Genomic DNA, 15199 nt, shown 5'->3' on the forward strand with positions numbered 1-15199 from the left:
GTGTCCAAAAACCCTTTGGACATAACAGACGTCGGCTAGATGTTGGCTAGATTCTCTCGACCTTGCCCACTGCGTGCAGAGTCTTCAGGTTGGAAGCCTTGCGTAGCTGCAGATCCCACTCGCTGGGGCGCGGGTAGGCCTTGTCGCCCGCAGCCTCGGCGAAGAATGCCACGGTGGTCGGCAGAGTTACCGGCTTGGCGAACTCCACGCTGAAGCGCGCGGCGGACGGCAGCACGCCTTCCAGGCCACGCAGCATCGTGGCAGCGGACCACATGCCGTGCGCGATGACGGCCGGGAAGCCGAATGCCTTCGCACCAATGCCGGAGACGTGGATCGGGTTCTTGTCGCCCGAAGCCTGCGCATACTCCTGAATATCCGCCGGGGTTACGCGGTATTTCGCGGTCGGGGTTGCGTCGTACTCATCGAACGCGACCGGCTCTAGAATGCGGCCATCGGTCGGCTGCTCGTCCTTGTAGGGCGAGGAGCTGGACAGCTTCGCACCCTTAGACAGGAAGCCGCTGGTCTGCTTCCACACGTCCTCGCCTTCGACGGAGACGACGGTGACGACATCCAGCAGCACGCCCTTGGTGTGCGGGCGCAGGTTCTCCGCGTGCACGCGGATATCCAGCACGTCATCCACAGTCAGGTCGCGGGTCTGCTCGATGCGGTTGGTCAGGTGCACCAGGCCCACGGCGTTCACGGGGGAGTCCGAGGCAGTCAGGATCTTCATGACGATCGGGAAGCTCAGCACGTACGGATACGTGATCGGCAGCTCGTTGCACAGTCGCAGGCCCGTTGCCGCGTTGTAGGCAGCTAGTTCTGGCACCTTGATCTTGACGCCCTCAACCTTGAACGCAGTTGTCGGATTCTCCTTGGCGCTGCGGGGGCTACCCACGCCCGGAACAACATCCTTCACAGCGTTGCGGTACTCGTCCATCAGCACTGGGATGGAATCCAGCTTCTTGTAGTCAACCACTGGTTGTGGCTCCTTTCTCTACAGCTCGCTCGAAGAGGTCCGTCTTAAGCGCCCAGCATTGCCTGGCCACACACGCGGACAACGTTGCCGGTGACAGCCTGGGAAGCCGGAGCTGCGAAGTAGGCGATGGTCTCGGCGACATCCACGGTCTCGCCACCCTGCTGCAGGGAGGAAAGCAGACGGCCACCGACGCGGGTGCCGAACGGGATGGCGGCGGTCATTTGGGTCTCGATGAAGCCCGGAGCCACAGCGTTGACGGTGATGCCACGGTCAGCCAGCTTGTCGGAGAAGGAGTCTACGAAGCCGATCACGCCAGCCTTGGTGGCGCCGTAGTTGGTCTGGCCACGGTTACCGGCGATGCCGGCGATGGAGGCCACACCGATGACGCGACCGTTGTCGGCCAGGCCGCCGTTGTTCAGCAGCTTCTCGGTGATGCGAACCGGGGCGACCAGGTTCACAGCAATGACGGAATCCCAGCGGCCCTCGTCCATGTTGGCCAGCAGCTTATCGCGGGTGATGCCGGCGTTGTGGACGATGATGTCGATCGGGCCGCCGTGGCGAGCCTCAGCGTGCTCCTTCAGCTTCTCGGCAGCATCATCAGCGGTGACGTCCAGCGGCAGGGCGGTGCCGCCAACCTTGTTGGCGGTCTCGGTCAGGCCCTCGCCAGCCTGCGGGATGTCCACGCAGATGACCTTCGCGCCGTCGCGAGCCAGCACCTCTGCGATGGTGGCGCCGATGCCGCGGGCAGCACCGGTGACGACTGCGACCTTGCCCTCAGACGGCTTGTCCCAGTTTGCCGGGGCGGTCGCGGACTGGGCGTCAACACGAATAACCTGTGCATCCACGAAGGCCGACTTAGCAGACAGCACGAAGCGCAGGGTGGACTCCAGACCAGCCAGATCAGCGGACGCATCCGGGGCGGTGTAGACCAGCTGGACGGTAGCGCCGCGGAGCAGCTCCTTACCGACGGAGCGGGTGAAGCCCTCCAGGGCGCGCTGTGCGATGCGCTCGTCAGCGTCATCGATCAGCTCCGGGGTGGTGCCAATGACCAGCAGGCGGGCGCACGGCTGGAGCTGACGCATGACCGGGTGGAAGAAGTCGTACAGCTGGCGGAGGTCTTCCGGCTTGGTGATGCCGGTGGCGTCGAATACCAGACCGGCGTACTTGTTATCGCCAGCGGAGGTAGAGACCTTGTAGTCGTCGGCGAGCAGCTCCTCGATGCGGCCGACCAGGCGACCGGAACCGCCCAGCAGGACACGGCCGTCCAGGGCGGGCTCGCCCTCCTTGTAGCGACGCAGCTTCGTCGGTACCGGCAGGCCAGCCTGCTTGGAGATCTTCTTGCCGAGGTCCGAGTTGATGAACTTCAGGTATGCATCCTGGTTTTCAGGCACTTGCTTTAACTCCTCAAATTGATAACTACTTACTCGCCCCTACTGTGCCTTATACCTGGCATGGTGCGGGGAAGTGAGCGGGAAATATACGAGTCTTGTTGGCAATACGTACACGTGCGTTGCCGAGACAATGTATGTTCTCATGTATAACCATACGGTGTGATCGAGCACACCGTGTAGGAAAACGTTCTTTCAATTCACATTCTTCGATGGAGTGACACAAAAACTATGACTAACGGAGCACCCCGCAAGGTCGCCATTCTCGGCGGCAACCGCATCCCGTTCGCCCGTTCCAACAAGGAATACGCGAATGCGTCGAACCAGGACATGCTGACCGCTGCCATCGATGGTCTGGTGGCTCGCTACGGCCTGCAGGGCGAAGAACTGGGCGAGGTCGTCGCCGGTGCCGTCCTGAAGCACTCCCGCGACTTCAACCTGACCCGCGAGACCGTTATCGGTTCCGCACTGTCCTCCACCACCCCGGCTTTTGACCTGCAGATGGCCTGCGGCACCGGCCTGGCTGCCCTGGTGCAGGTTGCAGACGCTATCGCCCTGGGTCGCATCGAGTCCGGCATCGGCGGCGGCGTAGACACCACCTCCGACGCACCGCTGGCCGTTAACGATCAGCTGCGCAAGACCCTGATCAAGCTGAACAACGCAAAGACCACCACCGACCGCCTGAAGCTGGTCGGCCAGATCCGCCCGTCCCAGTTGGCCCCGGAGCAGCCGAGCAACGGCGAGCCCCGCACCGGGCTTTCCATGGGCGACCACGCGGCCATCACCGCCCGCGAGTTCGGCCTGAGCCGCGAGGAGCAGGACCAGCTGGCAGCCGAGTCTCACCAGAAGCTGGCCAAGGCCTACGACGAGGGCTTCTTTGAGGATCTCATCACCCCGTTCCTGGGCGTGCAGCGCGATACCAACCTGCGCCCGGACTCCAACGTGGAGAAGCTGGCCAAGCTGAAGCCGGTCTTCGGCAAGAAGGATGCCGAGCAGCACGGCACCAAGGCCACCATGACCGCCGGTAACTCCACCCCGCTGACCGACGGTGCTTCCGCCGTCCTGATCTCCTCTGAGGAATGGGCAGCAGAGCACAACATCCCGGTTAAGGCTTACCTGGTCGACTCTGAGGTCGCTTCCGTGGACTTCATCAACGGTCGCGACGGCATGACCCCGGACGGCCTGCTGATGTCCCCGACCTACGCGGTCGCCCGCCTGTTGAAGCGCAACAACCTCACCCTGCAGGACTTTGACTTCTACGAGATCCACGAGGCTTTCGCCTCCCAGACCTGCGCCACCCTGAAGGCGTGGGAGTCCGACGAGTACTGCCGCGAGCGCCTGGGCCTGGACGGCGCCCTGGGTGCCATCGATCGCGAGAAGCTGAACGTCAAGGGCTCCTCCCTGGCCGCCGGCCACCCGTTCGCCGCTACTGGCGGCCGCATCATCGCCACCGCTGCGAAGGTGCTGGAGGAAAACGGCGGCGGCCGCACCCTGGTTTCCATCTGCGCTGCAGGTGGTCAGGGTATCGTCGCCATCATCGAGCGCTAAAGTGCCGCTAGCGGCTAGTTAGCTGCTAGCGACCAGCGGCTGCGAGCCGCCGGTTGCTAGAAAACCTTCGCCAGATCAGTCTTGTACACCACAGCGTTGTAGCTGTGCCATGAGGTAGCCACCCAGTACAGGTTCCCATCGGTCTGGTGTGGGTACATAAAACCGCCGTAGATATCCGGCACCTGGGCCCTGGAGATCAGCGTTTTCGCGCTGCTCCAGGGGCCTTCTGGTTTATCCGCCTGGCGCAGCACCATGCCCTGTGTGGTTTCGTACAGAGCCAGCCACTTACCTAGGTGCTTGTTGTACTGCACCGATAGCTCGGAAACGCGCCCGTCCAACACCGGCTTGGCGGAGTCCATACGGGAGTTCCATCCACTGCCATCCCAGTACTCCGCGGAGCTAAAATCCGGGAACGAAGCTTCGCTGATGCGCGCCAAGCGGGCCTGCCCGGAACGGCCGGACGGGGTGCCGTAGACATAGACGTAGCCATCCTCTGCACCTTCTGGTGCCTTAACAAAGGCCGTCATCTGGAAGTTATCCGCGCCCGGTCGGTGGGCAGGGAAGTCCGGCAGGCGCCCGTCGCCGGAGGCCGCCGAGCTCGTGCGGTAGGAGCCCGGCACCACAGAGAACGTCTTTCCGCCGTCGGTGGACTTCGCCGTTGCGGCGTAGTTCGTACGCCACTGGCCGGGCTTGCCCCAATCGCGGACCGACATGAAGTCCACGTACTGTGCACCGCCGACCTCGATGCCGGCGGTGGGGATGACCGTCATTTCCACCCCGCTGATCTTCAAGGACGCGGGCAGGAACTCCTCCGAGCGCGCACCGGTTGCCGGCCCGCCCAGGTGGATACCGTTGGAGGGATCCATGTCATCGGTTTCGTACAAAGCGTTGGAGTGCCAGCCGTTGTCACCCGCACCGCAGCGGAAGGAATCACCAAACGCCGCCAGCACACGCCCGTCCCCGGAATCCCACATGATGCCCAGGTCGGTGGAGCTCAAGCCCGTTTTGTCGGTGCGATCTGGGGCGAATCGCCCGGTCAGCATGTGCACCGCCTCGGTGTTGCCGGTGACCTTCGGCATGCCCTCGGGCTTGCCGGTGAGCCACTGCGGCTGGCCGAGGCTGCCCGCCAGCGATCCGCTGCTGCTGGCTGCGAGCCCATCGCTCAGGGTGGGGCTGTAGGTCCAGCACGGGTCCGCGGCGGCCTGGCCTGTTGCCAGGGCGGACACTGCGGTGGCGGTCGCCAGTATGGTTCCGGCGGTCAAAGTGGAGGCGAGGGTACGGCGAGAGGCGGAAATCTTGTGCATGTCGACCATAGTCGCACACGCTGGCCTGCATTGCCCGCTATGCTTCGCTATATTTTCGACTATGGCTAACTTTTCTCGCATTGCTTCCATCGCTGCCGCTACATGCTTGAGCCTTTCGTGCGCGGTGGGCATCGCCAGTGCTGCGGATGCTGACTCTGCCCCCGAGACCCTGCAGCCTCTGCCGGAGGTCGAGGCTCCGGCCACGGGTAGCACGGGTAGCTCCTCGCGGGTGCCCAAGGCGTGTCAGAAGCTGGATCAGCAGATTGAGCAGATCCGTAAGCAGTGGGATGCCGCTGTCGCCGAGCAGGATATCCACAAGGCCAATGGCCTGCGCGTGGATTTCGGCAACCTCGCCGCCAGCTACTACCAGTGCCGCCTGGCCGGAAACACTCTGGCCGGCTCGCTGTAGGCACTAGCATGGCCTCATGATCACAATTGGACTGACTGGTGGCATCGGCTCCGGCAAGTCGACCGTATCTTCGCGGTTGTCGGAGCACGGTGCCTTTATTGTGGACGCCGACCTGGTGGCGCGCGAAATCGTCGAACCCGGCCAGCCAGCTTTGGCCGAGCTGGCAGATGCTTTTGATGGGGTGCTAAACCCCGACGGAACGTTGAACCGTGCAGAGCTGGCGCGCCAAGCCTTCGCCACCCCGGAGGCGACGGAAAAGCTGAACGCGATTACCCATCCGCGCATCCGCGCCCGCACCGAGGAGCTGTTTCGGCAGGGGAGGGAGTCCGGCGCGCAAGCGCTGGTCTACGACATGCCACTGCTCATCGAGAATGGCGAGGTGGACAAGGTCGACCACGTGCTGGTGGTGGATGCTCCCGACGAGCTGCGCATCGAGCGGCTCGTGCAGCACCGTGGTCTAGATGAGGATGATGCTCGCCGCCGCATTGCCGCCCAAATCGATCGGGAAACCCGCCTGGCCGCGGCCGACACGGTGCTGGATAACTCCGGAACCGTAGAACAGCTACTCGAGCAGGTCGACGGCTTCTGGGCCGGGCTCTAGAGGCTTACCAGAACCGGGGGATTCCCGCGCCGAAGATCGGCGGCAGACCGTCGGCCACGATCGTCTCCGGGAAGATGAACAGCCCGACCGCGTCGCGGTAGCGAGAGGTGCGCTCCTTGGCCACGTTCCGCTGTTGCACGGGATCAGACTTGGAGGCCAGGCCGTAGACGGTGGTGCGCGGGCCAAAGGCAATGCGATAGTCGCTCACTCCACGGTGCAGGTGGCTATCAGTCGTGGCAATCACCAGCTCGCGCGGTAGTGGCTTGCCGTGGGAGGCTCTCTTGGCCTGCGCGTTCATCCTTCCGAAGACCTTCGCGCTGTGCCACGCATTGCTAATAGTGGACCAGGAGTTGCCCTCCACGTGGATGCGCTTCGGGGAGATCCCGGCGCGGACGAGCCACCTCTTCATCGCCTCGGCCTCCACGTGGCCGTGCTCGGTCTTGCCGCCAGAGGTGATGATGGGGCTAGCCGGGTGCTTGCGGGCGTAATCGCGGGCGACCTCCAGGCGACGCTGAAGGTTGGGGTGCACGGAACCGTCCCGGTTCAGGCCATTGCCCAGCACCACCACAGTTGCCCGCGGATTGGTGGCCTTGCCAGGAGCCTTCACAGGAGCTTCCAAGACCTTGAGGATGTGGCTAACCTCGGCGCGCCGGGCGGGGGAGAGCCGATCCAGCGCCGGGCGCGGATCCTTGTGCAGATACTGGGCGGCAATGGCGGCTGCGGAGTAGGCGTCATCAACAGTGCGAGCAGTACGCGCACCGCTGGGACCGACCGGCAACAGTTCGCCCGGAATAACGACGGTGTTGGGGCCGATCGGCGCGGGACCGACAACGATCGGTGGAACGGCGGGCACAGCCGGCGCTGGCGCGGCAACGGCAGAGGGAGTAACCAAGAGTGAAAGAGCGATGACAGGGGCAATAGCGGCACGACCGCGGGAGAAGAGCTTCATGTGATTAACCTTAAACCGGGAGCGTGGCCAGCGCTGGGCAGCGGGACGGCAGAGGTTGTCCGGGGCGACACGTAGACTTGGCCACATGGCCTTTGCAGCAGAACGTCCCGAACTGTCCTACTCCGAGTTCCGCCCCGTGGGGGAGGTCGAGCGCTCCAGCGGGAAGTTCGAGGTCATTAGCGATTACAAACCCGCCGGCGACCAACCGAAGGCGATCGAAGAGCTGCACCAGCGCCTCAACCGAGGCGAGCGCGACGTGGTGCTGATGGGCGCCACCGGTACGGGTAAGTCCGCGACGGCCGCCTGGCTGATCGAAAAGGAGCAGCGCCCCACCCTGGTCATGGCACCGAATAAAACCCTGGCCGCCCAGTTGGCCAACGAGCTGCGTAGCCTGCTGCCGAACAACGCGGTGGAATACTTCGTCTCCTATTACGACTACTACCAACCGGAGGCGTATATCGCGCAAACGGATACGTACATCGAGAAGGACTCGTCCATTAACGAGGACGTGGAGCGCCTGCGCCACTCTGCGACCTCCGCGCTGCTGTCGCGCCGGGACGTCGTGGTTGTCTCCTCGGTTTCCTGCATCTACGGCCTGGGCACCCCGCAGTCCTACCTGGACCGCTCGGTGGTCTTGAAGGTCGACGAGGAGGTCGAGCGCGACCAATTCCTGCGCCTGCTGGTGGATATCCAGTACTCCCGTAACGACGTCGCCTTCACTCGCGGCACTTTCCGCGTAAAGGGCGACACGGTGGACATCATCCCGGCCTATGAGGAGCTGGCGGTGCGCGTGGAGTTCTTCGGCGATGACATCGATGCGCTGTATTACATCCATCCGCTGACCGGCGATGTGATTCGCCAGGTCGACGAGCTGCGCATCTTCCCGGCGACCCACTACGTGGCAGGCCCGGAGCGCATGGAAAAAGCCATGCAGGCCATCAAGGAGGAACTGGCGCAGCGCCTGGACGAGCTGGAAAACCGCGGCAAGCTACTGGAGGCCCAGCGCCTGCGCATGCGCACCGAATACGACCTGGAGATGATCCAGCAAGTGGGCTTCACCAGCGGCATCGAGAACTACTCCCGCCACATCGACGGGCGCGAGGCCGGTTCCGCTCCCGCCACCCTGATCGACTACTTCCCCGAGGACTTCCTCACCATCATCGACGAGTCCCACGTGACCGTCCCACAGATCGGCGGCATGTTCGAAGGCGACATGTCCCGCAAACGCAACCTCGTGGAGCACGGCTTCCGCCTGCCCAGCGCGCTGGATAACCGCCCGCTGACGTGGGAGGAATTCGACGACCGCAAGGGCCAGTGCGTCTACATGTCCGCCACTCCCGGCGATTACGAGATCGCTGCCGCTCAGGGCGAGTACGTAGAGCAGGTCATTCGCCCGACTGGTCTGGTGGATCCGAAGGTGGAGGTGCGTCCGACCGAGGGCCAGATCGACGACCTGATCGAACAGATCCGCCAGCGGACAGAGAAGAACGAGCGCGTGCTGGTGACCACCCTGACCAAGCGCATGGCCGAGGATCTCACCGATTACCTGCTGGAACACGGCGTGAAGGTCCGCTACATGCACTCCGACATCGATACCCTCAAGCGCGTGGAGCTGCTCCGCCAGCTGCGCCTCGGTGAGTTTGATGTGCTGGTGGGCATCAACCTGCTGCGTGAGGGCCTCGACCTGCCGGAGGTCTCGCTGGTCGCGATCCTGGACGCGGACAAGGAGGGTTTCCTGCGCTCCGAACGCTCGCTGATCCAGACCATCGGCCGCGCTGCGCGTAACGTCTCGGGCGAGGTCATCATGTACGCCGACAAGGTCACAGACTCCATGCAGTACGCCATCGACGAGACCGAACGCCGCCGCGCCAAGCAGATCGCCTACAACGAGGAACACGGCATTGACCCGCAGCCGCTGCGCAAGAAGATCGCCGATATCTTGGACCAGGTTGCGGAGCTCGAAGCGGAGTCTGGTGGGGACGCCGCAGGCGGCACCGGCGCCGATTCCAGCGCCGGCGGGCGAGGCGAATCGCCGGAGGCCGACTGGGCGCTGGTGCGTGGCTCCAGTGACGAGCCGATGGCACGCCCGCAGCTGGAGAAGCTGATCCAGGAGATGACGGAACAGATGAAGTCGGCGGCGAAGGAGCTGAAGTTCGAACTCGCGGGTAGGCTGCGCGATGAAATTGCAGACCTAAAAAAGGAACTTCGGGGCATGATCGAGGCTGGGTTGTAAGATCAGAGTTATGTACAGCACAGTCGTCGTCGGAACCGATGGGTCAGAATCTTCCTTTTTAGCAGTGCGGCGTGCCGCGGGCGTGGCTGCGGCCATGGATGCCGATCTTGTGTTGGCCAGCGCCTACGTGGGGGAGCACGCGGACAACGCGGCCCAGAATTCCACTGCTGTGGAAGGTGAGATGTCGGCGGCTGAGGTGTTGGCGTCCGCAAGAAAAGAGGCCGAAGGGGAGGGCGCGAAGAAGGTTCGCGCGGTGCTGAAGGAAGGCGACCCGGTAGAGGCGCTGATGAGCATCGTGAAGAGCGAAGAGGCAGACCTGCTGGTGGTGGGTAATCGCGGCATTAACTCGCTGACGGGACGTCTGCTGGGCAGCGTTCCCGCCGACGCTGCGCGCCAGGCCGAGTGCGACGTGATGATCGTCCACACCGTCGGCACCAGGGACTAGCCCTTCCTGATCCGCGTTAGACCCGGTTAATCCCAGGGCAATGGGCGGGCATGCACGACTGTCAGGCCCTGGGTGGCGCGGGTCATGGCTACGTAGAGGTCGTTGAGCCCCTGCGGCGAGGCCTCCACGATGTCCGCGGGCTCGACCAGCACAACCTCGTCGAATTCCAGACCCTTCGCCGCGGCCGTGTCGACGAATACAACCTCCGCGCCGGAGGCATCCGTGGACTCGGATAACGCCACCTGCAGCGGCTCCGGGCGGGTGGTGATCACACCGATAAGGCCTTCTTCACCCGTGAGTTCCCGAGCCTGCTCAACCGCGGCCTGAACCTTCGAGCCGAGCTCGGCACCCTCAACCGGCATATAGCGCACTCCGGTGCCCGATTCGCGCAGGGCCAGCGGTACGGACTGGGTCGGGTCGATCTCTTGCAGCAGCGGCGCGGCCAAGTCCGCGATGTCTTTCGGCGTGCGGTAGTTCACCGTCAACTGGTGCAGCTGCCAGCGATCCGCAACAAAGGGGGATAGAGCCTCCGCCCAACTATCAACCCCGCCGGGATTGCCGGTCTGCGCGGGATCGCCTACTAACGTCATCCACCTGTTCGGCGAGCGCCGGAACACCATCCGCCAAGCCATGGGGCTGAGCTCCTGGGCTTCGTCGACAATCACGTGACCGAACGCCCAGCGGCTATCCGCGGCGGCGCGTTCGGCGGTGGTGCGCTCGTCGCGCACTTGCTGGCGGGCGGCCAGCGTTTCCGCGTCGATAACGTCGTAGGCCATCAGCACTTCGGGCGCGAAGCCATCGTCCAGATCCTGGCTGGCCGAACCCGTCAAGATGTCCAGTGCCTCTTGCGCCTCCGTGATTTTCTCCAGCCACTGTTCGCGTTCTTCGGCGGCGGTTTCCTCGTCGGAGACATATCCCAACATGTCGATCAATTCATCGATAAGTGGCGCGTCGGCATCCGTCCATTCACCGCTGGGGTGGGTGGCCAGGCCGTGCCACGTGTCCTCGTCGTAGTCCACGGCGATGGCAGCCGGATCCGCATAGAGCCGTTCCAAAACCTGGGTGGGGCGCAGCTCGGGCCAGAACTGCCCAAGGACATCCACGACCGTCGGGTCCGCTCCGAGTTCTTCGCGCAATGTGGCGATGTCGCCTTTGCTCAGCAGGTTCGCCCCACCCAGAGGGTCTGCGCCGATGTTCTTGCCTAGCGCGTCCGCCAGCGCGTTCAACCCGTAGTCCAGGAAGGCCGCCCGCGCGTGGTTGTGCGGTTTGCGGGATCGTCGCGCGCGTGCCCGGGCTGCCCGCACCATGGTCGGAGTGAGCTGCACGTTGAGCCCGTCAATACTGATGTCGATGCTGTCTTCCGGCACGGTCTGGTAGGTCTTGATCGCATCAGCCAGGATCGTCAGCATCTCCGCCGAGCCTTTGACCTCGCGCGCCAGCAGGTTCGTCTCCGGCACGGTGTGCAGGTTCGGCAGCAGCGTGCCGGGGGTCGCCAGCACCACGCCGGTCTCACCCAGCGAGGGCAGCACCTGGGAAATATAGGAAAGGAAGCGGTCGTTCGGCCCGATGATCAGCACGCCTGTGTTGTCTAGCTGTTCACGCCACGTGTACAGCAGGTAAGCAGCGCGGTGTAGCGCCACGGCTGTTTTGCCTGTTCCGGGTGCTCCCTGGACAACAGTTACGCCGCGGTGTTCGGCGCGGATGATTGTGTCCTGCTCCGCCGCGATGGTCTCGACGATGTCCTGCATATAGGCGGTGCGTGCCCTGTTGACGGCATCGAGTAGGGCTTCTTCTTTGGCGACGCCACCTCGCGCCCCAGCGCCCACAGACTCAGATGGGGCTGCCGCGGTGGACAGCTGTTCGTCTGCCACGCTGCGCACCGTGCGTCCACGGGTAGTGATGTGGCGCCGGGAATGAACTCCGTCGGGGTGCAGGGTGGTGGCCAGGTAGAAGGGGCGAGCTAGGGGAGCGCGCCAGTCCATCAGAAGGGTGCGCATCTGTTCATCGTCGTCGTGCAGTCCGATGCGCCCGATATAGCGGCGATCCAGTTTCTCGTTTCCCGCGACAGGATTTTCCGCTTCTTCGTCCTCGACGTCGATGCGGCCGAACATGAGGCCAACTTCCGCAGCGGAGTAGGAATCCAGGCGCTGAGCAATGTCGCGAGCCTCGCGGTCGCGCACCATCAGACCCTGCGGGTCGTCGATGTCGGCCTCCAGTCGGACAGCCTTGAGCCGCTGTTCCAGCTTCTCGCGGGCGTGGTCTACCCGGGATAGGAGGTCGTCGAGATAGCTTTGCTCGGCGGCGATGTCGTTGTTGGGCGCCAAGGTGGGTGCGGGGTCCCTTCTGTGTGGGGGGTGTTAAGGATAGAGCACGCTATCCTACTCCCTTCGGTCGATACTTGTGGATGTCCAGGGTTTTCCGTTCGGGGGGGATAACGGTGGGAATATATAGGGCATATAAGTAAGAGCGTATAAAATCGTAAGTTGAATGCTTGTCAGCCCAAGCGGCTACTCATTCTCTTCTACCTACCCTGTTGATCCGCACGGATCCTTTGGCTTGGATGAAAGGAACTCCTATAGCCATGAAACCCGCAAAGAAGCTCACTGCAGCCGTTGCCGCTTTGGCGGTAAGCTCCTCCATCTTCACCGGAGTTGCCAACGCAGAACCGGATCCCGCCACCAGGGTGGAACTAAACGTTCCGCTGAGCCGAACTGTCACCCTTGACGTCATTTCCAACCAGGGAGCAGACGTACAGAAGGCGCTCTACGACATTCGTGGAGAAATGTGGGACAAGAATGTGCCCTTTGAAGGAACCACCCTCCGCGAAGCAGCCAATAAGGCTGGCTACGCCAACAAGGATGCTTACGTTAAGGCAGCCCGGGTCGACTCCAACATGTCCTTCATTGCGGTTCAGCGCGCAGCTGAAACGCTGGTCTGGCCAAGCCTTGCTCACAAGCGCCCGACAAATGATTCCTGCGAAATCTCAGATTGCGCTTCTGTGTGGAGTGCGAAGCGCAACGGTGAGCAGTCCTGGGGAGAGAACCTTTCGTCCAGCGCGAACCTGCGCCACTCGATCATGCAGCTGTGGGGGCGGGGAGAAGAATCGGCTTTGAGAGCGGCCAAGGGGCGCCCAAACGCTCAAAACGGCCACCTTTGGCTGATGATCAATCCCAAGTACACCGCTTACGGCGCTGCTAATGCGTACTCCCATGTGAACGGCGGGCTAAAAGAAGCATCTTCGATGCAGGCCTCCTATATGCGGAAGGGCGACGGCCAATACCTGGAAAATACCCGCACCCAACTCAAGGTCGCTGACAACGGAAGCATTCGCCCTGGCAAGTTCCCGGAAAATCAGGATCCTGGTCAGATGCAATCGAACGGTAATAGCGGCATCGACATCAACGGCCTGCTAGGCAGTCTCGGCAATGGAGAAGCAGGCAAGATCTTCGGCATCATCGCTGGAGTTCTGGGAGTGATCGGTGCACTGGGAGTTATCGCTAACTACCTGATGCAGAACTTCGGCCCGCGCTAACCTAACCAACGCAAAAGAACCCCTGGTTCACCAGGGGTTCTTTTCTGTTCTACCAGCTCTTACTTGAAGCGCTTCTGCGCATTCTTCTGAGCCTTCTTTGCTCGCTTCTGGGCCTGCTTCTGTGCCTTCTGGGCGCGCTTGCGGGACTTTTTGGTTGCCTTCTTGACGTCCTTCTTCAGTTCCTCGGCGTCGAAGTCCTCCCATGCACCCTGCGCCTTTGCCGCAGCGGACTGTGCGTAGTCGGAAGCCTGGTCACCGAACTCTGCTGCGCGCTCGCGCAGGTTCTCGGCGGTTTCCTTCCACTCATCCTGGTGCTCGTCGACGTAATCAGCGACCTTCTCCTGAACCTGGCCAGCGACCTCCTTGGTCTTGGCAAAGAAACCCTGAGCCTGGTCGGAGGCGCTGGCGGCGAACGCCTTGGACTGCGTCTGCGCGTTCTCGATCATCTTCTGCTGCTCGGAATTACCCGGCAGTGCCTGCTGGGCGCGCCACTTCAGGCCCGGCTTGCCGGCCGTGTCAGCGGAGGTGATGACCAGGCCACCCAGCAGAGCCAGATCGGTAACCAGGCCGCGGATCTCCTCCTTGCGCTCAGCGCCGTTGGAAGCATTCCAGAAAGCGTGGCGGGACAGCGCAGTCGGGATCTGCACGGCGGCCAAGGTAGCGGCAGCCAGACGCGGAGCCTTGCCCGTAGCTAGCAGGGCAGAGGCAATGACCTTGGTGGTGCCTACGACGCGCACGGTGGTCTCCGCATCATCGGGGATCAGCCCGGCCTTGTCCTGTGGCAGTACGGAACGCAGCGTGCCGTTGATAGCCTTAGCGTCCTCTGCGTATTCGTTGCTGTTCAGCAGCATCTGTGCACCGTCGACAGCGAAAGCGGAAGCCAGCAGCGGGCGAGCAAGGGTACGGAACATTTGGGTCTACACACTCCTCATTAGTTGGTGGCACGACCCTTGACTGCAATTAGTCGTGCTCGAACAATCACCCAGGCTACCCGAATTAGTGATGCGCCGAGCGGATGCTAACACTCCGACTCTTCGTCTTTACCAACCTCGCGCTGCCCACTCATCGACCTTGCCCTTTTCCTCGCCGACGGTCGTAGAATCGCCGTGACCAGGGTGAATGCGAGTCTCTGCAGGCAGGGTGAAGATCCTATCGGTGACGTCGCCGAGGAGCTGTTGGAATTGCTCGGGGCTATTTGTTTTTCCGACGCCGCCGGGGAAAACGCTGTCGCCCACCCACGCTCGTGGCACGCGCCCGTCGGCCGGGTTCTGCCCGGCATCCGCCCCTGCAAGATCCAGCAGGGCCAGACCACCAGGAGTGTGGCCGCGTAGCTCCACAACCACAAGCCCCAGTTCCTGCAGGTGCTCGCCCGCCAGTTCTAGTGCCTCCCGCGACCCGTCGTCGTTTCCATACACTCGGTCCGGCGCCACGGGCAGCGCCTCGGCATCCAGGTGCGGCCCGTGATGGCGGGCGCCCGTCGCCTCCAGCACGTCTGCCAGCGCGCGAGTGTGGTCTGCATGCTGGTGGGTGGTCAGCACATCGGTGATGCGCACACCCAGCTGTTCGGCCAACCCCAGCAGGTGCTCCGCGTCATCCGCGGCATCCACCAGCAGCGCTTCACCGCCCCGGCACAACAACCAACAATTGTTGTCCATAGAACCTACGGTCGTTACTGCGTACGTGTGGGCGTCAGTACGAAGAACCTGCACGTCGCGTGGTGCGGAAAGATGGCTAAACTCAGTGACTTGCTGCATGGCACCACATTAACGTTGTTGCGGGTTTGGCGTAGACTGACAGGGTTGATAAATCAACTA

General features: G+C 63.0%; 13 protein-coding genes. 6 read left to right on the plus strand and 7 right to left on the minus strand.

Annotated features, from left to right (window positions below; translation table 11 throughout):
- Window positions 1-46: 46 nt before the first annotated feature.
- Window positions 47-976 (minus strand): MaoC family dehydratase, encoded by a 930-nt coding sequence (locus CRD15_RS01415; protein ID WP_284821228.1) that lies wholly within the window; start codon window positions 974-976, stop codon window positions 47-49.
- A gap of 44 nt (window positions 977-1020) precedes the next feature.
- The gene (locus CRD15_RS01420) at window positions 1021-2367 is read right to left on the minus strand and encodes a 3-oxoacyl-ACP reductase (RefSeq protein ID WP_187401735.1); all 1347 of its coding nucleotides are present in this window, start codon (window positions 2365-2367) and stop codon (window positions 1021-1023) included.
- Window positions 2368-2595: 228 nt separating this feature from the next.
- On the opposite strand from CRD15_RS01420, the gene CRD15_RS01425 reads away from it, so the two are divergent.
- The gene (locus CRD15_RS01425) at window positions 2596-3912 is read left to right on the plus strand and encodes an acetyl-CoA C-acetyltransferase (RefSeq protein ID WP_034966024.1); all 1317 of its coding nucleotides are present in this window, start codon (window positions 2596-2598) and stop codon (window positions 3910-3912) included.
- A gap of 56 nt (window positions 3913-3968) precedes the next feature.
- Here the strand turns inward: CRD15_RS01425 and CRD15_RS01430 are convergent, their stop codons facing one another.
- A complete protein-coding gene (locus tag CRD15_RS01430) occupies window positions 3969-5216 on the minus strand; it encodes a DUF4185 domain-containing protein (RefSeq protein ID WP_043012877.1) in 1248 nt (415 codons plus the stop codon).
- Window positions 5217-5277: 61 nt separating this feature from the next.
- On the opposite strand from CRD15_RS01430, the gene CRD15_RS01435 reads away from it, so the two are divergent.
- Window positions 5278-5625: a hypothetical protein gene (locus CRD15_RS01435; protein WP_034975800.1), complete on the plus strand. Its 348-nt coding sequence runs from the start codon at window positions 5278-5280 to the stop codon at window positions 5623-5625.
- A 16-nt stretch (window positions 5626-5641) separates the two neighbouring features.
- Window positions 5642-6226, plus strand: a complete 585-nt coding sequence (coaE, locus tag CRD15_RS01440; protein ID WP_034971573.1) for a dephospho-CoA kinase — start codon at window positions 5642-5644, stop codon at window positions 6224-6226.
- Between the two features lie 4 nt (window positions 6227-6230).
- Here coaE and CRD15_RS01445 read toward each other — a convergent pair whose 3' ends face one another.
- Window positions 6231-7175, minus strand: a complete 945-nt coding sequence (locus CRD15_RS01445) for a YdcF family protein (RefSeq protein ID WP_187401736.1) — start codon at window positions 7173-7175, stop codon at window positions 6231-6233.
- An 85-nt stretch (window positions 7176-7260) separates the two neighbouring features.
- Here CRD15_RS01445 and uvrB point away from each other — a divergent pair, with 85 nt between their 5' ends.
- Both uvrB and CRD15_RS01455 read left to right on the plus strand, forming a co-directional pair.
- Window positions 7261-9408 (plus strand): excinuclease ABC subunit UvrB, encoded by a 2148-nt coding sequence (gene uvrB / locus CRD15_RS01450; protein ID WP_187401737.1) that lies wholly within the window; start codon window positions 7261-7263, stop codon window positions 9406-9408.
- Window positions 9409-9418: 10 nt separating this feature from the next.
- Complete coding sequence (locus CRD15_RS01455) at window positions 9419-9853, plus strand: universal stress protein (protein WP_034966036.1); 435 nt, start codon at window positions 9419-9421, stop codon at window positions 9851-9853.
- Window positions 9854-9879: 26 nt separating this feature from the next.
- Here CRD15_RS01455 and CRD15_RS01460 read toward each other — a convergent pair whose 3' ends face one another.
- The gene (locus CRD15_RS01460) at window positions 9880-12177 is read right to left on the minus strand and encodes an ATP-binding domain-containing protein (RefSeq protein WP_187401738.1); all 2298 of its coding nucleotides are present in this window, start codon (window positions 12175-12177) and stop codon (window positions 9880-9882) included.
- Between the two features lie 257 nt (window positions 12178-12434).
- Here CRD15_RS01460 and CRD15_RS01465 point away from each other — a divergent pair, with 257 nt between their 5' ends.
- Window positions 12435-13385: a hypothetical protein gene (locus CRD15_RS01465; protein WP_187401739.1), complete on the plus strand. Its 951-nt coding sequence runs from the start codon at window positions 12435-12437 to the stop codon at window positions 13383-13385.
- A 59-nt stretch (window positions 13386-13444) separates the two neighbouring features.
- Here the strand turns inward: CRD15_RS01465 and CRD15_RS01470 are convergent, their stop codons facing one another.
- Window positions 13445-14296, minus strand: coding sequence for a DoxX family protein (locus CRD15_RS01470; RefSeq protein WP_034981466.1), 852 nt, complete (start codon window positions 14294-14296; stop codon window positions 13445-13447).
- 129 nt (window positions 14297-14425) lie between these two features.
- Window positions 14426-15139 (minus strand): MBL fold metallo-hydrolase, encoded by a 714-nt coding sequence (locus CRD15_RS01475; protein WP_034981469.1) that lies wholly within the window; start codon window positions 15137-15139, stop codon window positions 14426-14428.
- Window positions 15140-15199: the final 60 nt, after the last annotated feature.

It is taken from the genome of Corynebacterium sp. LK28 (genome assembly GCF_014335105.1).
GTDB classification, from domain to species: domain Bacteria; phylum Actinomycetota; class Actinomycetes; order Mycobacteriales; family Mycobacteriaceae; genus Corynebacterium; species Corynebacterium macclintockiae.